Raw genomic sequence first — 21,181 nt, forward strand, 5'->3', positions numbered from 1 at the left:
GGCCCGGCGGGGTCGGCTAGTTCACACTCGAGGCGGACGACGCCAGCAGCGACTCCGACGCCGCGAGCAAGGCGCAGGTGGCCAGGCCGTCGACGGCCTCGCGCAGGTCCGGCAGCGACGGGAAGGTCGGCGCGATCCGAATGTTGGTGTCCTTCGGATCTTTCCGATAGGGGAACGACGCACCGGCCTCGGTCACCGCGATACCGGCGTCCTTGGCCAGCGCGACGGTCCGCTTGGCCGTGCCGGGCAGCACGTCGAGGCTGATGAAGTAGCCGCCCTTCGGGTCGGTCCAGGACGCGATTTTGGAGTCGCTGAGCCGCTGATCCAGGATCTCGGCGGCCAGGGCGAACTTGGGCGCCAGGATCTGCTGGTGCCGCAGCATGTGCAGGCGCACGCCGTCGGCGTCGCGGAAGAAGCGCAGGTGCCGCAGCTGGTTGACCTTGTCGGGTCCGATCGATTTCTTCGACGCGTACTGCAGGTACCACGCGATGTTGCCCAGCGATCCGCCCAAGAAGCTCACGCCGGCGCCGGCGAAGGTGATCTTGGAGGTGGATGCGAACACGTACGGGCGATGGGGGTTGCCGGCGGCGGCCGCCAGCCCGAGCACGTCGACCTGCCGGATGAAGTCGTGCGTCAGAGTGTGCACCGCATAGGCGTTGTCCCAGAACAGCCGGAAGTCCGGCGCCGCCGTCCGCATCTGGACCAGCCGCAGGACGGTGTCCCAGGAGTAGGTGACCCCGGTCGGGTTGCCGAACACCGGCACCGTCCACATGCCCTTGATGGCCGGGTCGGCGGCGACCAGCTCTTCGATCAGGTCGACGTCGGGCCCGTCGGACAGCACCGGGACGGGGATCATCTCGATGCCCATCGTCTCGGTGATGGCGAAGTGCCGGTCGTAGCCGGGGACGGGGCACAGGAACTTGACGGTCGGTTCGTCCTTCCAGGGCCGCTGCGAGTCCACGCCGCCGTACAGCATCGAGAAGGCGACGAGGTCGTGCATCAGTTCCAGGCTGGAGTTGTTGCCCGCGATCAGGTTCTGCACCGGGATGCCGAGCAGCTCGCCGAAGATGGCCCGCAGTTCGGGCAGGCCGTGCAGGCCGCCGTAGTTGCGGGTGTCGGTCCCCTCGCTGTCGCGGTAGTCGTCGCCGGGCAGGCTCAGCAGCTGGTTGGACAGGTCCAGCTGGGCGGGGGCCGGTTTCCCGCGGGTCAGGTCCAGAGAAAGCTTCTTGGCCTGCAGGGCCGCGTAATCCTGCTGGTGGCGGGCGTTTGCGGCCGCGAGCTCGGCCGGGGTGAGGGACTCCAGCGACACCGTGAACCCTTTCGCTGTCGGCATTGGTGGCGGCCGCAAGCGCGGCGCCGGGGGTACCTCCCGCTTGCGGGGGACCGGGCGCGGCGGGTCGTCACTGATGATGCACAGCGGCGATCGCAAGCGCGGCAGCCCCGCGCGCAGCGGGTCGGCACCCATTTGACCTAGGGGACCCCGCGCACCCGACAGAGCCCATTGACCCTTGCTGCCTTCCGGCCCTGGGGGAGTTCACAGGATAGACGCCGCGCGGGGTCCAGCGATGAGTCTAATACCTGCCCCGGGGTGGACGACGAGCAACTGGCGGCGGCCGTTGGGCCCTCGGTTACCATGGCCACGGAGGATTCGCCTAGTGGCCTATGGCGCTCGCCTGGAACGCGGGTTGGGTTAACAGCCCTCGCGGGTTCAAATCCCGCATCCTCCGCCATTTGTCCGCCTAGCGGACAGGTACGAATTGATATGGATTCGGGTCGGCCGCCTTAGGCTGGCGTGAATTCACCAGCACGAGGAGGGGTATGGGGCGCAAGATCGCCGTGCCATGGCACCTGGTGTTCGCCCTCGCTGCCGGCGCCCTCTACTTCTTCTTCGTGTTGCCCCGCTGGCCGGAGCTGATGGGCGACACCTCACGCACGCTGGGGATGGCGCTGCGCATTGTGACGGGCGCCCTCATTGCGCTCGCGGCGCTGCCGGTGGTGTTTACCCAGCTGCGCACCCGCAAGCCCGAGCTGGGGACGCCGCAGCTGGCCTTGTCCATCAGGATCTGGTCGATCGTGGCCCACGTGCTGGCCGGTGTGCTGATCATCGGGACGGCGATCAGCGAGATCTGGCTGAGCCTGGACGCCGCCGGGCGGTGGCTGTTCGGCATCTACGGCGCCGCCGCCGCGATCGCGTTGCTCGGCTTTTTCGCCTTCTACCTCTCCTTCGTCGCCGAGCTGCCCCCGCCGCCGCCCAAACCGATCAAGGCGAAGAAGCCCAAGAAGCGTCGCGTGCGGCGCAAGAAGGGCGAGGAGGCCGACACCGAGACGGCCGCCGACGAGGCCGAGGCGGACGAAGCCGACGAGGCGGACGAGGAGGAGACCGCCGCCGGGGAAGTCGAAGAGACCGCGGACGCCGACCAGGCTGAGCCGGCCGCGGAACCCGCCGTGGCCACCGAGCCCAAGCCGGAGCCGGCAACCGAGGCAACACCGATCGAGGACGCCGAAGCGGCCGAGGGCGACGAGCCCGACGAGTCGCGGGCCAAGTTGCGTAACCGGCGCCCGACCGGCAAGGGGTCGCACCGAATGCGGCGCAGGCGCACGCCGACCGGTGTCGCCCTGGACGAAACCGTCGACGAGAACTAGTCAGCGGCGCCGCAGCCGCTCCACATAGGCGGCGATCCGTCCCAGCGTCTCGTCCGTGCCCCACATCCGGCGGACCTCGTCATCCACACCGCGGGCCTCCTGGATCCGCGCCGTCGTCGGGGCATGCAACTGGGTCTTGGTCTGCCGGTAGGCGTCGGGCGGGATGCTGCCCAGGTCCGACGCCTCCGCCAGCGCCGCCTCGAGGAGCTCGTCGTCGACGACGCGGTGGGCCAGTCCGCGGGCCACCGCCTCCGCGCCCCGATAGTTGCGGCCGCCCAGCAGCACCTCGTCGGCGTGCACCCCGCACGCGTAACGCATGACCTCCAGCGCGGCGACGGGGAACGGGACCCCGACGCGCACCTCGGCCGCGCCGATCTGCGCCTGCGGGCTGATCAGGCGGCGGTCGCAGGCGCACGCGAGGACGCAGCCGCCCGCGATGGCGGCGCCGTTGATCGCGGCGACGGTGGGTCCCGGATAGCCGAACATCGCCTCGAAGGCCGCGGACAGCGCGGGGACCAGCCGATCGGTGTAGCCGGCGCCGCCCTGCACCACTCGGTTGAGGTCGACGCCGGCGCTGAAGGCGCGGCCGGCACCGGTGACGACCAGCGCACCGGCGTCCGAACGCGCCAGCTCGTTCACCGCCGAAGCCAGCTCTTCGAGCAGCTCGACATCCTGGGCGTTGACCGGACCCGACGACAGGGTCAGCACCTGCACGGATCCCACGGTGTCGATGTCGATCACGATCATCCCTTCGTTCAGCCGCCGATGGCCGCGAGGACCACGGGAATGTCCGTGTTCTCGTCGGTGTGATAACTCGCACAGACGCGGTGGTACCCGTCGGCGATCTGCACCGGAACCCCGGTGCGGAAGTCACCGCGCACCAGCAGGATGGGTGACAGCGGCAGGCCCTTCTCGATCTTGGTCAGGTCCGCGGCGACGTGCGGATTGTCCACCGGCAGCAGGCCCAGCCGCGCCGCCCGCAGAATGTCCTTGGCCTTGCGGTGTGTCACCGTCCCGGACTTGAGCTTTTTGATCGCCTTTTTCACGGTTTGTGCGCCCGCAAGCATGCTGAGGTAGTCCGCTGCGGCCGGAAAGTCATGGGCCTCAGGCTTTTCCAGCCATTTCACGCTGAGCATTGCGGTACTCCCTTCGCCGGCTCCGACACCGACGCAGCCTACCGCCGGGCCGGCCGAAATTTGGGATCGGTAGCGGCTGTCGCGGTCTGTACTGACGCCAGGACGACGCCATCGGGGCGGCGCACGAAGGAAGGAACCACAAGTGAAACGTCTTCTCGCAGCTGCGATTGGGACCCTGGGCTGCGCCGCGGCTTCAGTGGCCCTGGTGGGGTGCTCGAGCGGCGGCCACTCGGCCGCACCGGCGTCGAGCACGGCGCCCAGCGCCTCCACGGGCACCAGCGCGCAGGTCAAGGTGGGCGGTACCGACCTCGCGGGCGTGAACCCCGCGTCGGTGACCTGCGTGCGGACCGGCGGCAAGATCAACATCGGCAGCGGCTCCACTGGCGGCGCCCAGCAGGCGCTGGCCGTGGTGCTCACCGACGAGGCCAACCCGAAGGTGCAGTCGCTGGCCCTGGTTGTCGACGGCAACGCCCTGGCGGTCAGCGACAACATGGGCGCGAAGGTGGGTTCGGCCAACGTCGCGGTGGACGGCAAGACCTACACCATCACCGGTCAGGCGCAGGGCGCCGACATGAAGAACCCGATGGCGGGAATGATCACCAAGGACTTCAACATCAAGGTGTCCTGCGGCTGATCGGTTGCGGCCCTCGAGCGGCGGACGTGCCTCACTCACGCGTCCGCCGCTCGCGGTTTGGCCAACCAGGCAGCACTCGCGGACTTATGATGCAGCCGTGTCGATCCCGGACGAATTGGACAAGGCGCGTCGTTTGGCGTTCGCCGCCGATGAGTCCGGTGCCCGCGAACTGCTGCTGTCGCTGATTCCGCGGATCGAACGCGACGACCGGGATGACCTCATGCTGGAAGCCCTTGGGCAGCTTGGCGAGATCTACCTGGCGCGCGGGGCGTACGACGGGGTCCGCGAATCCGTCCGGCGCATCGAAGACTGCCTGGCGATCTACGCCGCTATCGCCGCGGGCACGATGCCGGATGCGGCCGAGCGGGTGCGACTGTCCGACGGTGAGATCGCGCGGATGACCCGCCGGTACTCGCGACGGGCGCAGTTCCTGCGCACCGGGTTGGCCGCCGCGCTGGGCGATCACGAGGCCGCGGCGGCCGGGCTGGAGTCGTTGTGCGCCAACGACTCCGGAGAAGACCACCCCGACCTCGCCGGCGAACACCGGTACCTGTGCACCCACGCGCGGATCCGGTGTGCCACCGCGTTGTGCGACGACGACCTGCATGTGCGGTCAGTTCCGTTGTGGGAACAGGTTCTTGACAACATCGGTCAAGCCGGCGATGGTGGTGAGCGCGCCGACCACCTGTGGATCACCGGCGCCACCGGGTACGGCAGGTTCTGCGTGGAGACGGGGCGGTTGAAGGAGGCCGAGCCGTGGCTGCGCCGCGCCGAAGCGCGGGCGGCGGCCAAGGGTTGGGAACTGGCCACAGCCGGAGCGCAATTGGAGCGCGCGGCGGCGCGCTGGGCGGCCAACGACCATGCCGGCACCGAGGAACTTGTCGGTCAGGCCTACCCCGTCATCGCCCGCCACGACCGGGCCAACGACGTCGCCCGGTGCTGGCTGTACCTGGGACTCACCCGGCTGGGATCCGGTGCCCTGGAAGCCGCCGACGAATGCTGGGGACATGCCGAACGGCACTGGCGCGAACTGGGAAAGCCGCTGCCCCTGCATCGGATCCTGTTGCAGCGCAGCTGGATCGCCATCTTCTGGAGCCGCTTTTCCGACGCCGTCGAGCTCATCGCGCAGGCCCGCGAATTGCTGGACTCCTCGCCACGCAGCAGCTGGCTGCAGTACGCCCAGCTGGACAATCATCTCGGAACGGTCTGGCGCGCCGACGCTTTGGCCGACCTGGGTTTTGACAGCTCGGGCGACCCCGACGAGATGCTGCAGGAAACCGAGGCGCGCCAGGCCGAGGGGCTCGGCATCCTGCGCGGCGAGGTCGGCACGCCGGAGTACTGGCGCGGAATGTCCAAGCTCGAACAGGCAGCCGAGCTCAAGGTGCCGGCCGCCCTGGCGGTCGACTCGGTGCGTTATTCGATCGCCGACGCCGATGCGCGGGCACGCTGGGCCACCGGCATCTCGGCGCCCATCCTGGCCGGTGCCTTCGCGGTCGCCTGGGAGTGGGAGAACACCGCGCTGATCAGCGAGCTGGTCGAATATCACAGCGCGCGAGGCGCTTTCGAGGGGCTGCAGCGACCGCGGATCGGCGAATGGGCTTCGACGGCCGTCGCATCGGTTCCCGTCGAGGCGGAAACGGAGCCCGCCGCGCTGGCCGCCGCGGGCCCGCCGATTGCGGGTGGCGCGTCGCTGACCAGGCTGGGCCCGTTGCCGCCGTTGCAAATGCAACCGGGGGCGGCGCCGATCCTGAGTCACTATCGGGCGCTGGCTTTGCAGCGCTACGGGCGCGAGGTCACCGCGGCCGAGCCCGCCTGGTCGACGTTCCCATGAGTGAGCCCGACCGGCTGACCCTGGTGCTGCGCTACGCCGACCTCGGCATCGCCACCTACGCCAGTCTGCGGATCGTCGGCCAGCCGTCCAGAACCGTCACCTGGGTGCTGGAAGAACCGCTGCTGCTGGCCGCGCTGCAGGAACTCACCGCTGCCCTGCCCGAGCCGCACGGCGCCGAAAGCCGCCGCGACGCCATCGGGCGCGCGCTGACCACGGGACCGTTCGCCACGCCGGACACCGAACTCACAGTCGCCTACATCCTCGGGGTGTTGCTCATCGGCACGGCGGGGTGGCAGCTGCTGGCCGAATGCGCGGCCTCGCCGCGGGCGGTGCTGTTCGTCTCGCCCAGCGCACGGCTGGCCCGGGTGCCGTGGGGGCTGCTGGCGATCCCGAAATCGGGTCCGAGCAAGGAAGAACTGGTGCGTGCGCGCCAGGATGCGATCACCTCCAGCGGCCGCACCGCGGCCCAAATCCCCTGGCGGCTAGCCGAAATCGCGGAATTGACCGACGGCCATCGGTTGATGGAACTGGTCGACGTGCTGATGGCGGTGCCACCCAACATCGTGCACTCGCCGCGCACGCCGGGCGACTGGGAGGCCCGGCGTGATGGGCCACCGCTGCTGATTCTGGATCCTCGGGTGCCTGGTCAACGGCCCGATTCCGCCCTCGGATCGGTGTTGGGTCGGCCCGCGCCGGACACGCCGGTGGCGCAGCACTTCGCCGCCGTCATGCGGCGCCGGCCCGTGCTGCCACACGCCGACACCAGCGTCGACCTGTTCCGCCGCCAGGACGCCGACCGCGGGTGGCTCGCCGACCTGCTCGGTCAGCACCCGTGCCGACTGCTCTACGTCGGGCATGCGAGTTCGGCGGACGACCAGCACGATCACCCGACCCGGGCGGACCGGGCGGCCCTGCATTTGGCCGATACGGCGGACATCCCCGGCGATGCCGACGCGATCGGCGACCATCGCCCACTGACCGCCTCGGACCTGATGACCCTGCGGTTGCCGATGCCGCCCCGGGTAGCGCTGCTGGCCTGCGGATCGGGCGGTGACTATCAGTTCGACGAGGCCACCGGGCTGGTGGCGGCGATGATCCTGAACGGCGCGCAGCTGGTGACCGCGACGTTGTGGTCGCTGCCGACGACCGCCGCCCACCGGCAATTCACCGGGTCGACCGACACTGTCGGCGACCAGCCGGGCGATCCGATGGCCGATCTGGTGGCTGCCGTGGACACCGCCCACGACACCGCCGAGGAGGCGGGATGCGCGGTGAATCGGTGGCAGCGGGAGCGGATGCGGCGCTGGCGCGACGGTGATGTCGAGGCCAGCCCGCTGTATTGGGCGGCCTTGGTCACGTTCGCCGTGGACGGCGCGCGGTAGCGCTCACAGCGAGGCCACCCAGGCCGCGTGTACGGCCAGCACGTCGTCGGGCAGCGAAAGCTCCTCGCGGGCCGTCGGATCGAAGGCCACCAGCACGACCAGGCCCGGCCGCAGCACGGACAGGTCCGGGCCACCGTCGCATCGCGCCAGCTTGCCGATGAACGTCTCGCCCGAAACGGCGACCACCTCGATGAAGACCTGGCGCTTGACCTTGCGCACGGTGCCGACCCCCACGGTGCGATTTCCGGCGTCGCGACGGCGGCGCGACCGGAGCCAGTCGGCCAGCGGCAACAGTGTGTTCATGCGATCAGCGTCCCGCCGCGCACCGGCTACCGAACCCAACTTTATGGCTGCCGCAAAGTTTGCGATGGCCCTATTCTGTGCAGATGAGCGCCGACCCGCAGGTAGCGCCCGCCGCGGCGGGCGAGGCGGCGGGCCATCCGCGGCGCTCGGTGATCGAGGCGGCGTGGCGGGCCATCGGCCCCGGCGTGGAGGTGCTCAGCGGTGATGACGGCGGCCCGTTGAGCCGGACCGTCAAACGCATCCTCGACCCGTTGGTGCTGCGGCTGCGATCCAATCCCGGCTATTCGGCCCCGGTCGTCACGCCCGAGACGGCGGCGGCCATGCACGATCTCATCGTCGGCTGCGGCTCCGAATTGCGTTCGGCCGCAGCCTGGTTCGAGGCGCTCAAGCTCGAGCGCCGCAGGCAGCGGATTCGCACCGGGAACGCCCAGGAACTGTATTTCCCGGTCTGCTTCGAACTCGCCGTGACGAAAGGCCCACCGACGCCGCAGGATTACGAGACCGCGGCGGCAGTGCTCGGCGAGATCCACCGGGATCGCGATCGCACCGCGATCGAGGTCCTGCATCGATACGTGGCCGATGCCGATGTCGTTGCCACGCTGGCCGAACAGTTGGAACGTAGTTGGCGCGACGTCCGGGCGGGAGAAGCCGTCATCGAGCCGTTGCGGGCCGAGCTCGGCACGGTGTTGGGTGCGGTCGCCGGCCATGGCGCCGCGGCGGCCCGTCAGCGCGCCTGGTCGGCGATGATCACCGACCCCACCCCGTACAACCTGGGCGCGCTGGCCCGCACCGATACCGGCCAATTGCCCTGGTCGATCGTCGAGCTGGGACTGAGTTCCGTTGCCCCGCAACGCCCTCCGGCGATTTCACCGGGTGCCGACGGTGACCGCCCGCTGGATCGCAGTGTGGTGGACCGGGTGCGGGCGACCCTGCGACGCGCCCTGGATCGTGACGCGTTACCCGAAATCCCCATGTTGTGCGAGGAAGAGGTCGACCGGGCCTGCGCGCCATGGGGGTTGCTGGCCGAGGACAACCAAGCCACGCTGGTGGCCGGCATCGAGGTCGCGGTCGAGCTGGCTCCGCTGGACCCGTCCGCATCGTGCCGCTATGACCTGGCCACGCAGATACAGGCGCGGCTGCGCAAGGAAGCGTACGTGTTGCACGCCCGGCGGTATCTGGCCGAGAACGGCCCGATTCATCCACGGCAACGGCAAGTGGTCGACGATCTCGCGGCCTTCGCGCAGCCCTACCTGAGCCGGCTGTGGGCGCGGCTGCACGGACGTGACGTCTGGCAGGAACGCTGTGACGACGTCGACGACGTGCGCGCGCTGCTGGACGGGGTGGCCCGGTCGGTGAGTCTGGATCACCGGCAGCGAATCAAAGCGATGCTGGAATTGCAGGTGGCCGGATGAGACTGGTTGCCGATTCCGGGCTTTGGAGCACAGGGCCGGTAAACCCCGCTGCCGCAACGCCTCTGATCGCCCTGCTGGAGGTCAGCGGTGCGGTGCTGTCGTGGACGGTGGACGACCCCGACGGCGCGGCGCCGCACCTCACGTTCACCGACGTGTCGCGCGCGGACTGGTTGTGGCGCGTCCTCGGTGAAGCCGGACACGTCGCGCTGGTGTCGGCCGTGGGCGGCGAGACGGGTCCACCGCGCACGATCGAGCTCGTGGGCGTCGACCCAGCGCCGGGCTCGGTCGCCCCCCTGCGCAGGCTCGCCACCGGCCATTGGCTGCGCCGGTGGTGGCCCGCCAGCAGGCAAGACGGACTCGCCGGCCTGGACCGCGCGCTGCTTGACGTCGAGGTTGCGCTGCTGACCGCCGGCGCGCAGGGCTTCTTCGCCGACGACACGCTGGATTCGGATGTGACACAGCTGCTTGCGCCGCACGCCGCCGCGCTGATGAGCCAGTTGCGCAGCGCTGATTCACGCGTCGTAGACCTGGTCCGGGCCGGCGCCGGCCTCGCCGAAGAGGTCGGCGTCGGTGGCGACGAATGGTCTGAACTCACTGCGGCGCTTGATGATTCGAGTTTCGTTCTGGCATTGCCCACCGATCGATGCGATGACTACGCGCTGGCCGCCGGCGCGGGCGCGGGTCCGCGCGGCGCGGGCGCGATAGCCCGTGGTGTCGCCACCATCGCCTGGAGCGGGGTTGCGCCCGCGGTCTTCGATGCCGGCGAAAACACCGTCGACTGGAGCATCGAGGCCCGCGGCTCGACGGTCGTCGCCGTGGTGCAGGCCGCCGTCATCGGGTCGGACCCGGCCACCGGCATCGCGGTGCGGCTGCGTTCCGCAGCCATCGAGGGCCGCGGCACCCTGGACGCCACCGGCCGCGCAACCGTCCAGCTCGCCGACGGCCAGGGGCGCCCCCTGACGGAGTCGGCGGCCTGGGACCACGACTGGTCGGCGACCTCGGTTCTGGTGGGCGCAGAAACCACGGAATCCCCGCAGATCCGGGAGCGGGTGCGGCGCTGGGCTCGGTCGCGGCTGGATCGGCCGCCGCGCGACGCCTTCCTCGCCGAAATATTGGCCTCGGAATCTGCCTATTAGGCCTACTAAGAACCCCGGTCATTCCCTATGCTGAGCGAGTGCCAAACACCTATCGAGTGGTTCAGTGGAACACCGGAAACGTCGGCAAGAGCTCGCTGAAATCGATCGTCACCAACCCCACCCTCGAACTGGTGGGCTGCTACGCCTGGTCGCCGGAGAAGGCGGGCCGTGACGCCGGGGAACTCGTCGGGATCGAGCCGCTCGGGATCGCGGCCACCAACGACATCGATGAGCTGCTGGCGCTGAAGCCGGACTGCGTGGTCTACAACCCGATGTGGATCAACGTGGACGAACTGGTCCGCATTCTGTCCGCGGGCGTCAACGTGGTGACCACGGCGTCGTTCATCACCGGCCACAATCTTGGCGAGGGTCGCGACCGCATCTTGGAGGCCTGCGAGAAGGGCGGCTCCACCATCTTCGGGTCCGGCGTCAGCCCCGGCTTCGCCGAACTGTTGGCCATCGTTTCGGCCATGGTCTGCAACCGGATCGACAAGGTCACCGTCAACGAGGCCGCCGACACCACCTTCTATGACTCGCCGGAGACCGAGAAGCCCGTCGGCTTCGGCCAGCCGATCGACCATCCCGACCTGCCGGCGATGGCGGCGAAGGGCACCGCCATTTTCGGTGAGGCCGTCCGGTTGGTGGGTGACGCGCTGGGCGTCGAGCTCGACGAGGTGCGCTGCGTCGCCGAGTTCGCCCAGACCACCGAGGATCTCGTGATGGCGTCCTGGACCATCCCGGCCGGACACGTCGCGGGCACCTACATCAGCTGGCAGGGCGTCGTCAACGACAAGACGCTGATCGACCTCAACGTCCGGTGGAAAAAGGGCCAGACCCTGGAACCCGACTGGAAGATCGAGCAGGATGGCTGGGTCATCCAGATCGACGGCCAGCCCACGGTCACCACCAAGGTCGGCTTCCTGCCGCCGCCGTACTTCGAGGCCACGACGCTCGAGGAATTCATGGACCTCGGCCACATCATGACGGCCGTGCCGGCCATCAACGGGATCGCCGCAGTCGTCGCCGCGGCGCCGGGCATCGCCACCTACGCCGATCTTCCGCTGACACTGCCGCGCGGCAACGCAAAGATCTAGTTCCCAAGCGCCGTCCGTCGCCGACCTGGCTTGAGATAGCTGCCTTCGCGGATCAGCGCGCGGCGCCGTCGAGAAGCGCGTCGAGGAGTCCGTCGAACTCGGTCGCGGGCGGGCCGCCGGCCGGTATGCCGGTCAGCACGCGCAGCAGCAGGGTGCCGATCAGCGCGTTCGCGACCGAATCGAGATCCGCGTCGGCCTGCAAGTGGCCGTCGCCGGCGGCGCGGCGCAGGCGGGCCAACAGCCCGGCGTGCTGGGGGATGCTGAGCTGTTGGTAGAGCGCCTCGTTATCCGCCGCGCTTGCGGCCGCGGCGGCAATCAGCGCCCGTATGAGCGCTGCGCTCGCCGGGTCGGCGATGAATTCCGCGTGCTCGACGAGCCAGGAGCGCAGATCGGCTCGTAGGTCGCCGGTGTCGGGGACCTCGAACGAGCCGCCTCGACCGTAGGCGTCCAGGACGGCATCTGCGACGAGTGGGGCTTTCGACGGCCAGCGGCGGTACAACGTCTTCTTGCCCACTTTGGCGTGGGCGGCCACCTTCTCCATCGACAACTCGGCGTAACTGCCCACCGCCAACAGATCCCGGGTGGCCACCAGGATCGCATCGTCAAGCTGCATGTCGCGCGGTCTGCCGCCCCTCATCTGAGGCATGAGGGCGAGCTTAGATCAGCCCGAGCCCTTCCAAAGGGTGCGCCACATGCGGTAACTTCCCCTCCTAGCCAGTAACGACACGGTCCGTGTCGTTACTGGCACACCACGGCCGCCACGACGAGAGGATCCTGGTGCGCACGCTGCCGCTGTCGGTGCCGCAGAGCTGGGACGACATCACCCCGGCCTGGATGTCGGCGGCCCTCGCGGAGAGTCACCCCGATGCCGTCGTCGACGAGGTGGCCGTCGAGCTCCGCGACGACGGCACCAACCGGCGCGCCCGACTAGCGCTGAGCTACTCGGCCGGCGACGGTCCGGCCACCGTATTCGTCAAGGCCGCCGATCCGGCTCACAAAGAGCTGATCCGGATGACCAGCGGGATGTTCCACGAGCCGCGGTTATTCATGTCCGGTGTTCCCCTGCCGCTCGAACACCCGGCGGTGTACACCGCTGTGATCGATGAAGACGCCTACGACTTCATCATGGTCATGGAGGATCTGAACGCACGCGCGGCGGATCCGCGTGACTCGCTCCGCCCGCTGACCGTCGAGGAGGCCGCCTCCGGAGTGCGCGCCCTGGGCCGACTGCACGGCCGATACTGGGGCGAGCGCGTACTGCGACATCCGGGTCTCGTCTGGCTCGAACCGTTCCTGCCCTTCGACGGCCTGCAATACGCCCCGCTGCCGTCGGCCCTGGAACTCCTCGATCACGACACTCCCGCCGAGGTGCTGAATCTGACCATCGACCATCTCGTCGAGTCAGTGTGGAAGCCGTACATCCGGACCCTGACCTCATCGCCCCAGACGTTGCTGCACGGCGATCCACACATCGGCAACACCTACGTCACGCCACACGGCGCAGTAGGGTTCCTGGACTGGCAGATGACGCGCCGGGGAAACTGGTCACTTGACCTCGGCTACTTCCTGCAGGGCGCTCTGACGGTTGATGATCGCCGCAGGCACGAACGCAGCCTCCTCGACGAATACCGCGATGCGCTCGCGCTGTCCGCCAACGAGATTCCGTCCCCGGCAGAGGTTTGGTTGCGCTATCGCGCGTCGGTCGCACACGGGTTGGCTTTGTGGCTGTGCACGGCCAGCGCCGGCGGGGGACTCTGGCAACGCGTCGAAGTCGCCGCGGCCCTGGCTCAGCGATACGCGGTCGCCTTCGGCGACTTGGAGAGCGCGGCCGCGATCGCCGCGATTGCGAGCTGAACCCGCGGCACCCCGTCAGGGGGTCGGTGGGTCCGGAGGCGGGTCAGCATCCGTACCGGGGGGTTGCACGGTGGGCGAGTCCCCCAAATAGCGCCTCAGGCGCAGCAGCTGATTGATCACCATGCCGATGCCGAGCAGCATCAACCCCGCCACTACCGCCACCACGATTGCGGTGCTCACGAATCCATGATGACAGCAGCGCGGGTTTTGGCAGCCGCCATTGCTGGGTAGCCACAGCGGCATGAGCAACGAAGACAAGCTGAAGAACAAGATCGAGGACCTCGGCGGCCGGGCCAAGGAGGCAGTCGGCAAGGCGACCGGCGATCACGACACCAAAAACGAGGGCAGGGCGGACCAGGCGAAGTCCAGCCTGAAGGACGCCGGTGAAAAGGTGAAGGACGCCTTCAAGAAGTAATGAACTGCCGCGATGGGTCGGCCGCCATGTTGGCGCGCCGACTGTCGATTAGTCTGCTTTCCGCGGCGGCGGTGTGCGGTGCGCTGATGGCTGGCGCGCCGGCACCGTCCGCGGTGGCCGAGCCGTGTCCGGACGTCGAGGTCGTTTTCGCCCGGGGATCGGGCGAGGCGCCCGGCGTCGGCGGGATCGGCCAGCCCTTCGTAGACGCGTTGCGCTCACAGGTCGGCGGCAGGTCACTGACCGTGTATCCGGTGAATTACCCTGCCAGCACTGACTTTTCGAGCCCGGACTTTCCGTTGACCGTCATCGACGGTATCCGCGACGCCAGTTCGCACATCGAGTCGATGGCCGCGAACTGTCCCAACACCAAAGAGGTGCTCGGCGGCTACTCGCAGGGCGCTGCCGTCGCGGGATACACCACCTCGGCCGCCGTGCCCCCGGGGGTGCCCGCGTCCGCGGTACCCCCGCCGATGCCGCCCGACGTCGCCAAGCACGTCGCCGCCGTGACGCTGTTCGGAACGCCGTCGGGTCAGTTCCTGCAGAAGTACAACGCACCGCCGCTGACCATCGGCCCGTTGTATCAGCCCAAGACCCTGGAGTTGTGCGCGCAGGGTGACCCGGTCTGCGGCAAGGGCGACGGCAGCGATTTCGCCGCGCACACGTCATATCCGATCAACGGCATGACGAACCAAGCGGCGAACTTCGCCTCGAGCCACCTGTAGATTCGGCGGTCTTGCAGAATGAGGCCATGCGGGTTCTGATCACGGGCGGTACCGGATTCGTCGGCGGCTGGACCGCCAAGGCCATCTCCGATGCCGGGCACTCCGTCAGGTTCCTGGTGCGAAACCCCGACAAGTTGCAGACCACCGTCGCCAAGCTGGGCGTGGACGTCTCGGACTTCGCCGTCGCCGACATCACCGACCGGGTCGCCGTGCGGGAGGCGTTGCAGGGCTGCGACGCCGTCGTGCACAGCGCCGCACTGGTGGCCACCGACCCCCGTCAGACCGCCGAGATGCTCGCCACCAATATGCAAGGCGCGCAGAACGTCCTGGGGCAGTCGGTCGAGCTGGGCCTGGACCCCATCGTCCACGTGTCCAGCTTCACCGCGCTGTTCCATCCCGACCTGGAGACGTTGACGGCGGACCTGCCGGTGGTGGGCGGCGCGGATGGATACGGAACCTCCAAGGCACAGGTCGAGATCTACGCCCGGGGCCTGCAGGATGCCGGCGCGCCGGTCAACATCACCTATCCGGGCATGGTGCTCGGCCCGCCGGTCGGCGACCAGTTCGGCGAGGCCGGCGAGGGTGTGCGATCCGCGCTGCAGATGCACGCGATCCCGGGCCGCAGCGCGGCGTGGCTGATCGTCGACGTACGGGACCTGGCCGCGCTGCACGCGGCCCTACTCGAACCCGGGCACGGACCCCGCCGCTACACCGCCGGCGGTCATCGGGTGCCCGCGGCGGACCTGGCCAACCTGCTCGGCGAGGTCGCGGGGACGCCGATGGTCGCCGTCCCCATCCCGGACACGGCGCTGCGCGTGGCGGGCGCGGTGCTGGATCGAGCGAACCGCTTCCTGCCCTTCGAAACGCCGTTCACGTGGGCCGGAATGCAGTACTACACGCAAATGCCGGCCTCCGACGATTCCCCGAGCGAACGAGAACTCGGCATCACCTACCGGGATCCGCAGGAGACGGTCGCAGATACTTTTGAGGCCATTCGCTCCGAGGGCTCCTAGCCGCGCGGGCTGTCAGGCCGCGGGCTTGATCTCCAGGCCGACGTGCACCTTGTCGATGCCGCCGCGGACGATCGTGTGCGCATAGAACCACCACGCGTGATACCAATACCGCTTGAGGACGGCGTTGTAGACCCGCCGCGTCTCGGATTTCGGTAACACCCGGGCGACGGCTTCGACCTCGTCGCTCTTGGGTTTGCCCAGCGCCGCGCTCTTGGCGATTGTCACCCTGGGAGTGTTGTTGATTCGCTTGGTTTTCCACGAGCCGTCGTCGGTGATCACCAACAATTTGTCGTCACCGTCGGGCACGCCCCAGATCGGCGTCGGTTTCGGACGCCCGTCCTTGGTGAATGTCGTCAACAGCAGGTATTTGGATTGAATGACGTCCTTGAAGCTGGTGGCCACCGGGATTCCTTGTCTGTGGATGGATGCCCCACCCATTCCCCGATCTCGAACTTCCCAATCATGGGATGGTCAGCCCGGCGCCGCCGACCAGCGGAGCATCCCGCTCGCGCATCAATCCCGTTGGGAATCCAAGTGTTTGGTGTTCAGGTGTTGCGCCCGCCGTTGACGCCCAGTATCTGGCCGGTGATGTAGCCGGCCTCCTCGGAGACAAAGAAGGCGCAGGCCGCGGCGATGTCCTCCGGCTTGCCCACGCGACGCACCGGGGTGCGTTGGATGTGGTCCTCCACGGTCCCACCGAGCAGGTGGCGGCGCTCGGCGCTGCGCAGCATCGGGGTATCGACGAAGCCCGGCGGCACCGCATTGACGGTGATGCCCACTGGTCCGTATTCGAGGGCCAGCGATTTGGTCAGCCCGTTCACCGCGGACTTCGCGGCGACGTAGTGAGCCATGAACGGCTGCCCGGAGTGCGTGCTGGACGACGAGATGTTGACGATGCGCCCCCATTTCGCCTCGACCATGTCGGGCAGCACGGCCTGGACGGTGTGGAAAACGCCGTGCAGGTTGACGTCGATCACCTTCGACCATTGCTCGAAGGACATGTCCGAGAACTTCGCGAACCCTTCCACGCCTGCCGCATTGACCAACACCAGAATCGGGCCAAACGCCTTGCGGATGGCCGCTATCGCGGCATCGACCTGAGCGCGGTCCGTGACATCGGCGCCATAACCGAACCCGTCATCGGTGACAGCCAGATCGAGCACGGCCACCTGAAACCCGTCGCTGCGCAACCGCTCGGCGACGGCACGGCCGATCCCCGAGGCGCCGCCGGTAACGACCGCCGTCTTCACGCGCGCATCACCTCGGCTTTCCTGAGCGACCGCCCAAACATGGGCTCCACATGCCTATCACCCGGCCGCCGCGACGGTCAAGACGCGACATCTCGGATTCGCCTTGATTCGGTTCCGCCGCCCCGCTTAGGGTCCGTTGATGGGCAGACCCCCGTTTCGGTTCGGAGTGCAGGCGACCAATGCCGCCGACGCGCGCGCGTGGCGCGACACCGTTCGCCGCGTCGAAGACCTCGGCTACACAACGCTTTTCCTCGCCGACCACTACCTGGGGCCGGGGCCCGCGCAGCGCCAGGCGCGCACCCCGCGCCAGGACCTGGCACCGGTCGCGGCGATGGCTGCGGCGGCGGCCTGGACCGACACCTTGCGCATCGGTTGCCGCGTCTTCTGCATCGATTACCACGTGCCCGCGGTGCTGGCCAAGGAGGCGGCGACGCTCGACCTGCTCTCCGAGGGCCGGCTCGAATTCGGTATCGGCGCCGGCTGGAGCGGCGTCGAGTACGCCGCGATGGGCCTCGAATTCGACCGGCCGGGCCGGCGGATCGCCAAGCTGGCCGAGGTGGTCTCGCTGATCAAGGCCCATTGGCGGGGCGAGGAACTCGACTGCTCGGGCGAGTTCGTCGGGGTACGCGGCTATGCGGGCCGGCCGCGACCGGTGCAACAACCGCATCCGCCGGTCATGATCGGCGGCGGCGGACAGCGCGTCCTCACGCTGGCCGGGCGCGAAGCCGACATCGTCAGCATCTCCAGCGTGCCCTTTGTGGCGCGCGACGCCGACGGGCTGGACCCACAGGCGGTGGCCGAGCGCCGAATCGGGTTCGTGCGGGCCGCCGCCGGGGAGCGCTACGGCCGCCTCGACGTCGAAAGCTCGCCGTACTTCACCGAGATCACCGACGACCCCGAGGCGGTACTGGCCGGGCTGGCGGCGTCGACGGGCATCACCGCCGAGTTGTTACGGGACCATCCGAATGTCCTGATCGGCTCGGCGGAATACGTTGTGGAGAAGCTGCATTCGCGCCGGGAAAGCCTGGGCGTCAACTACGTCACCGTGCAGCAGTCACAGATCGAATCCTTCGCACCGGTGGTGGCCCGCCTGCACGGACGGTGAACCTTGACCCCCGCGACTTCAGGTGCAAGCATGGCAGCTATCGGAGTTTGGGCGATCGCTCAAACGAGCTGGCTGACAATTTGTCGGGAATGAGACGGCCCAATGGCGAAGCGCACCAGATACAGCGAATACCACGATCGCTACGCGAATTATCGGCTCGAGCTCTCCGAGGACGGCATCCTGTTGATGCAGTGCCACACCAACGGCGGCAGCCTGGTGTGGGACTGGCGGGCACACGACGAGATGTCGGATGTGTTCGCCGATATCGCGGGCGACCGCGAGATCAAGGTGCTCATCCACACCGGAACCGGCGAGAACTACAACGCCAACTGGGGACGCATGCCCAACGGCGACCCAGTCGACAAACCCGACTATCTTTTGATGCCGGGCACCCGCGGCCTGCTGAAGCTCGACGAAAAAGCCTGGTACGCGCGTCATTTGATCACCAATGTGCTCGATGTCGACGTGCCGATGATCAGCGCGGTGAACGGGCCGTGCAATATGCACTCCGAGGTGCCGCTGCTCGGCGACATCGTGCTGGCCGCCGAAGACGCCTACTTTCAGGACGCCTCGCACTTTCCGCGCGGCCAGGTGCCCGGCGACGGCCAGCATGTCATCTGGAGCTTTCTGGCCGGCCACACCCGGGCCCGCTATTTCCTGCTGACCGGCATGAAGCTCGGCGCCCAGGAGGCCAAGGAGTGGGGGGTGGTCAACGAGGTGCTGCCCAAGGACCAATTGCTGGACAGGGCTTGGGAACTCGCCCGCGAACTGGTCAAGCGCCCACCACTGACGCTGCGTTACTCGCGGCAGCTGTTCACCAATCCGCTCAAGCGTGCCTTCATCGACGAGCTCGGCCACGGGTTGGCCCGGGAGACCTACGCGCAGCGCGCCTTCTTCCCGTTCGGCGGCGAGATGGCGCCGCTGGACCGGGCCTGGGACGCGGAGCCATGGTCGACACCGAGCAATGGCGGAGCCCCGTCATGACCGGCATCCAGCAGCGCCTGTCGACCGGGCGGGGCAAGTTCACCACCGACTATCCCGAGCTGGGGACTGCGCCGGTCAGCTACGAGGACTCGATCTCCGAGGAGTTCTTCACCGCCGAACGCAAGGCCGTCTTCGAGCGAAACTGGTTGTGCGTTGGACGCATCGAACGGCTGCCCCGTAAGGGCTCCTACTTCACTCGCGATCTGCCCGGGCGCCTCGCCTCGATCGTGATCGCCCGAGACCGCGACGACACCGTGCACGCCTTCCACAACGTGTGCGCGCACCGCGGCAACAAGGTGGTCTGGCAGGAGCACCCGGGCCGCGAAACGTCGGGCACCTGTAGGGCATTCGCGTGCAAGTACCACGGGTGGCGCTACGGCCTGGACGGCAAGGTCAACCACATCACCAACGAGGGCGAGTTCTTCGACCTCGACAGGAGCACACTGCGCATGCCCCCGGTGCACTGCGAGGTCTGGGCGGGTTTCATCTTCGTCAACCTCGCCTCCGAACAAGAAGGGGCACCGGTGCCGTTGCGTGACTTCCTCGGCGACGGATTGCTGGGCATCGAGGCCTATCCCTTCGAGAGGATGACGCAGCACTACGGGTTTTCCACCCGCATCAACGGGAACTGGAAGCTGGCCGTCGATTCGGTCTGCGAGTGGTATCACCCGCCGTATGTGCACGGCCGCTTCATCGATCCCGACGTCGCCAAGGCCGAGAAGATGGTGCCGCCCGTCGACTCTTACCACTACGAACTGTTCCGGCCCCACATGCTCACCTCGGTGCCCGGGCCGCCACCGCTGCCACCGCGCGAGCCCGGCACCGCGGGACCGGCCCGCCAGGACCAGCGCTGGGTGTACAAGCTGTTCCGCGCCGGGCTGTTCGGGCCCGACGACGTTCCCGACCTGGGCTTCGGAGCGCCGCAACCGAATTTCCTCAACCGCGGCGACATCGCCTCGTGGGGCAACGACCAGTTCTGGGTGTTCCCGAACATCTCGATCCAGATCTGGGCCCGCGGCTACTACATCACCTACACCTATTGGCCCGAGACGGTCGACTCGCACATTTACGAGATCGACATGTATTTCCTGCCACCGGCCAACGCCGCCGAACGCCTGGCCCAGGAACTGGTGGTCGACAGCACGATCGAGTTCGCGATGCAGGACGTGAACACGATCGAGGCGACCCATTCTGCCCTGAAAACCCGCGCGCAGAACAGCTTTCACCTCAGCGACCAGGAACTGCTCATCCGCCAGTTCCACACCGTCATTCGCGACACGGTGGATGCCTATCGATCCGGAGAGTCGTCATGACGCTGCCTGCCGGTTTCACCGACCTCGAACCGTTCGTCGACGATTGGGCGTTGCCGACCCGCGCGCAGCGCTACGAGGCGCGACTGGCCAAGCCCTACGACGACCTCGTCACCTTCTACGACGCCATCGCCCCACGAGCGGAGGAGGCGATCGCCTACCTGAACGGGCTCGACATCAACGCGTTACCGGACGAGGCGACCAGGCTGCTGCACCTGCTGTATTCGATGATCCTGGTCTCCTACGCCGTCAACGTGTTCAAACAGAACCGCATCCCGGACTCCGGTGCCGCGTTCTTCGACATGGTCGCCGAGCCGGTTCCCTGACCGGACCTGTGATAAGACCACACAGTGACCGCATCCCATCGACCGAAGCCGCGTGACTCGACCACGCGCGACATGCTGGTGGCCGCCACGAGTCAGATCATGCTCGAGGAGGGCTACGCCGCGGCCACGTCACGGCGGGTAGCGGCGAAGGCCGGCGTCAAACCGGCCCTGGTGCACTACTACTTCCCCACCATGGACGAGCTGTACCTGGCCGTCTTTCGCCGCGGTGCCGCGATCTACCTGGAGCGCCAGCAGAAGGCGTTGTCCTCCGACCGGCCGCTGCACGCCTTCTGGGCAACGCTCATCGAACCCAAGGACACCCGGCTGCTGCTGGAGTTCATGGGACTTGCCAACCACCGCAAGGAGATTCGGGCCGAAATCTCGGCATGGTCGGAGCGCTGGCGCGAACAGCAGATCACCGCGCTGAACTTCATCGTTCGCGAACACGAGCTCGACACGGACGAATTCCCGCCCGCGGCCCTGGCGGTCGTCATCGCCTCCATCGGGCGCACACTGATCCTCGAGCAGGGCCTCGGTACCCACGGCGGCCATGACGAGGCCATCGCGTTGGTCAATCGCTTCCTGGACCGATTCGAGATGCCCACGCCGAAGAAACGCCGCGGCAGCTGAC

General features: G+C 68.1%; 24 protein-coding genes, 1 tRNA gene and 1 other RNA gene. 17 read left to right on the forward strand and 9 right to left on the reverse strand.

Features of this window, described 5'->3' with window-relative positions:
• Positions 1-16: 16 nt before the first annotated feature.
• A complete protein-coding gene (locus tag A5646_RS13460; RefSeq protein ID WP_156749051.1) occupies positions 17-1,309 on the reverse strand; it encodes an aminotransferase class I/II-fold pyridoxal phosphate-dependent enzyme in 1,293 nt (430 codons plus the stop codon).
• 159 nt (positions 1,310-1,468) lie between these two features.
• Positions 1,469-1,565, reverse strand: an RNA gene (gene ffs, locus A5646_RS13465) — signal recognition particle sRNA small type.
• A gap of 76 nt (positions 1,566-1,641) precedes the next feature.
• Here ffs and A5646_RS13470 point away from each other — a divergent pair.
• Both A5646_RS13470 and A5646_RS13475 read left to right on the forward strand, forming a co-directional pair.
• Positions 1,642-1,730: transfer RNA gene (locus A5646_RS13470), tRNA-Ser, on the forward strand.
• Positions 1,731-1,818: 88 nt separating this feature from the next.
• Positions 1,819-2,643, forward strand: coding sequence for a hypothetical protein (locus tag A5646_RS13475; RefSeq protein WP_066868307.1), 825 nt, complete (start codon positions 1,819-1,821; stop codon positions 2,641-2,643).
• Here the strand turns inward: A5646_RS13475 and A5646_RS13480 are convergent, their stop codons facing one another.
• Positions 2,644-3,390: an enoyl-CoA hydratase/isomerase family protein gene (locus tag A5646_RS13480; protein WP_066868305.1), complete on the reverse strand. Its 747-nt coding sequence runs from the start codon at positions 3,388-3,390 to the stop codon at positions 2,644-2,646. It lies immediately after the preceding gene.
• A gap of 8 nt (positions 3,391-3,398) precedes the next feature.
• Positions 3,399-3,779, reverse strand: a complete 381-nt coding sequence (locus tag A5646_RS13485) for a hypothetical protein (protein WP_066868304.1) — start codon at positions 3,777-3,779, stop codon at positions 3,399-3,401.
• 175 nt (positions 3,780-3,954) lie between these two features.
• On the opposite strand from A5646_RS13485, the gene A5646_RS13490 reads away from it, so the two are divergent.
• The 3 genes from A5646_RS13490 to A5646_RS13500 all read left to right on the forward strand — a co-directional run bounded on the left by A5646_RS13490 (position 3,955) and on the right by A5646_RS13500 (position 7,626).
• A complete protein-coding gene (locus A5646_RS13490; protein WP_197498105.1) occupies positions 3,955-4,413 on the forward strand; it encodes a lipoprotein LpqH in 459 nt (152 codons plus the stop codon).
• Between the two features lie 97 nt (positions 4,414-4,510).
• A complete protein-coding gene (locus tag A5646_RS13495) occupies positions 4,511-6,244 on the forward strand; it encodes a hypothetical protein (protein ID WP_067022072.1) in 1,734 nt (577 codons plus the stop codon).
• On the forward strand, positions 6,241-7,626 hold the full coding sequence (locus A5646_RS13500; RefSeq protein ID WP_066868298.1) for a CHAT domain-containing protein: 1,386 nt from the start codon (positions 6,241-6,243) through the stop codon (positions 7,624-7,626). Before A5646_RS13495 ends, A5646_RS13500 begins: the two co-directional genes overlap by 4 nt.
• Positions 7,627-7,629: 3 nt before the next feature.
• On the opposite strand, the gene A5646_RS13505 is transcribed toward A5646_RS13500, so the two are convergent.
• Positions 7,630-7,968, reverse strand: coding sequence for a hypothetical protein (locus A5646_RS13505; RefSeq protein ID WP_066868296.1), 339 nt, complete (start codon positions 7,966-7,968; stop codon positions 7,630-7,632).
• A gap of 44 nt (positions 7,969-8,012) precedes the next feature.
• Between A5646_RS13505 and A5646_RS13510 the strand changes: the two genes are divergently transcribed.
• From A5646_RS13510 to A5646_RS13520, 3 genes are read left to right on the forward strand one after another with little or no spacing between them, the layout of a single operon-like run.
• Positions 8,013-9,341 carry a hypothetical protein gene (locus tag A5646_RS13510; protein WP_066868294.1) on the forward strand — a complete coding sequence of 443 codons (1,329 nt, stop codon included), beginning with the start codon at positions 8,013-8,015 and terminating at the stop codon, positions 9,339-9,341.
• A complete protein-coding gene (locus A5646_RS13515; protein WP_066868292.1) occupies positions 9,338-10,477 on the forward strand; it encodes a hypothetical protein in 1,140 nt (379 codons plus the stop codon). Before A5646_RS13510 ends, A5646_RS13515 begins: the two co-directional genes overlap by 4 nt.
• A gap of 38 nt (positions 10,478-10,515) precedes the next feature.
• Positions 10,516-11,571, forward strand: coding sequence for a dihydrodipicolinate reductase (locus tag A5646_RS13520; RefSeq protein ID WP_066868290.1), 1,056 nt, complete (start codon positions 10,516-10,518; stop codon positions 11,569-11,571).
• 52 nt (positions 11,572-11,623) lie between these two features.
• Here the strand turns inward: A5646_RS13520 and A5646_RS13525 are convergent, their stop codons facing one another.
• A complete protein-coding gene (locus A5646_RS13525; protein WP_066868288.1) occupies positions 11,624-12,217 on the reverse strand; it encodes a TetR/AcrR family transcriptional regulator in 594 nt (197 codons plus the stop codon).
• A gap of 188 nt (positions 12,218-12,405) precedes the next feature.
• Here A5646_RS13525 and A5646_RS13530 point away from each other — a divergent pair, with 188 nt between their 5' ends.
• Entirely contained in the window at positions 12,406-13,425 is a 1,020-nt protein-coding gene (locus A5646_RS13530) for a phosphotransferase (RefSeq protein ID WP_066868370.1), read from the forward strand.
• Positions 13,426-13,440: 15 nt separating this feature from the next.
• On the opposite strand, the gene A5646_RS29430 is transcribed toward A5646_RS13530, so the two are convergent.
• Positions 13,441-13,605, reverse strand: coding sequence for a hypothetical protein (locus A5646_RS29430; protein ID WP_197498103.1), 165 nt, complete (start codon positions 13,603-13,605; stop codon positions 13,441-13,443).
• A 61-nt stretch (positions 13,606-13,666) separates the two neighbouring features.
• Between A5646_RS29430 and A5646_RS13540 the strand changes: the two genes are divergently transcribed.
• Genes A5646_RS13540 through A5646_RS13550 form a run of 3 tightly spaced genes read left to right on the forward strand, consistent with a single transcriptional unit; the run spans position 13,667 to position 15,575 of the window.
• Positions 13,667-13,840, forward strand: coding sequence for a CsbD family protein (locus A5646_RS13540; RefSeq protein ID WP_066868284.1), 174 nt, complete (start codon positions 13,667-13,669; stop codon positions 13,838-13,840).
• Positions 13,841-13,866: 26 nt separating this feature from the next.
• Entirely contained in the window at positions 13,867-14,562 is a 696-nt protein-coding gene (locus tag A5646_RS13545; protein WP_066868368.1) for a cutinase family protein, read from the forward strand.
• Positions 14,563-14,588: 26 nt separating this feature from the next.
• Positions 14,589-15,575, forward strand: a complete 987-nt coding sequence (locus A5646_RS13550) for an SDR family NAD(P)-dependent oxidoreductase (RefSeq protein WP_066868282.1) — start codon at positions 14,589-14,591, stop codon at positions 15,573-15,575.
• Between the two features lie 12 nt (positions 15,576-15,587).
• Here the strand turns inward: A5646_RS13550 and A5646_RS13555 are convergent, their stop codons facing one another.
• Positions 15,588-15,977: a PPOX class F420-dependent oxidoreductase gene (locus A5646_RS13555; RefSeq protein ID WP_066868280.1), complete on the reverse strand. Its 390-nt coding sequence runs from the start codon at positions 15,975-15,977 to the stop codon at positions 15,588-15,590.
• A gap of 143 nt (positions 15,978-16,120) precedes the next feature.
• Positions 16,121-16,825: an SDR family NAD(P)-dependent oxidoreductase gene (locus A5646_RS13560; RefSeq protein ID WP_066868278.1), complete on the reverse strand. Its 705-nt coding sequence runs from the start codon at positions 16,823-16,825 to the stop codon at positions 16,121-16,123.
• A 139-nt stretch (positions 16,826-16,964) separates the two neighbouring features.
• Here A5646_RS13560 and A5646_RS13565 point away from each other — a divergent pair, with 139 nt between their 5' ends.
• The 5 genes from A5646_RS13565 to A5646_RS13585 all read left to right on the forward strand — a co-directional run bounded on the left by A5646_RS13565 (position 16,965) and on the right by A5646_RS13585 (position 21,180).
• Positions 16,965-17,930, forward strand: a complete 966-nt coding sequence (locus A5646_RS13565) for a TIGR03621 family F420-dependent LLM class oxidoreductase (protein ID WP_066868275.1) — start codon at positions 16,965-16,967, stop codon at positions 17,928-17,930.
• 102 nt (positions 17,931-18,032) lie between these two features.
• The gene (locus A5646_RS13570) at positions 18,033-18,914 is read left to right on the forward strand and encodes an enoyl-CoA hydratase/isomerase family protein (protein WP_066868273.1); all 882 of its coding nucleotides are present in this window, start codon (positions 18,033-18,035) and stop codon (positions 18,912-18,914) included.
• Positions 18,911-20,227 (forward strand): aromatic ring-hydroxylating dioxygenase subunit alpha, encoded by a 1,317-nt coding sequence (locus tag A5646_RS13575; RefSeq protein ID WP_066868271.1) that lies wholly within the window; start codon positions 18,911-18,913, stop codon positions 20,225-20,227. The genes A5646_RS13570 and A5646_RS13575 overlap by 4 nt, the downstream gene beginning before the upstream one ends.
• Positions 20,224-20,550 carry a hypothetical protein gene (locus tag A5646_RS13580; protein WP_066868269.1) on the forward strand — a complete coding sequence of 109 codons (327 nt, stop codon included), beginning with the start codon at positions 20,224-20,226 and terminating at the stop codon, positions 20,548-20,550. The genes A5646_RS13575 and A5646_RS13580 overlap by 4 nt, the downstream gene beginning before the upstream one ends.
• Before the next feature lie 72 nt (positions 20,551-20,622).
• Positions 20,623-21,180 (forward strand): TetR/AcrR family transcriptional regulator, encoded by a 558-nt coding sequence (locus tag A5646_RS13585; protein WP_066868267.1) that lies wholly within the window; start codon positions 20,623-20,625, stop codon positions 21,178-21,180.
• The last annotated feature ends 1 nt before the right edge of the window (position 21,181 follow it).

This window comes from Mycobacterium sp. 1245499.0, from assembly GCF_001673615.1.
In the GTDB taxonomy this organism is placed as follows: Bacteria; Actinomycetota; Actinomycetes; order Mycobacteriales; family Mycobacteriaceae; genus Mycobacterium; species Mycobacterium europaeum_A.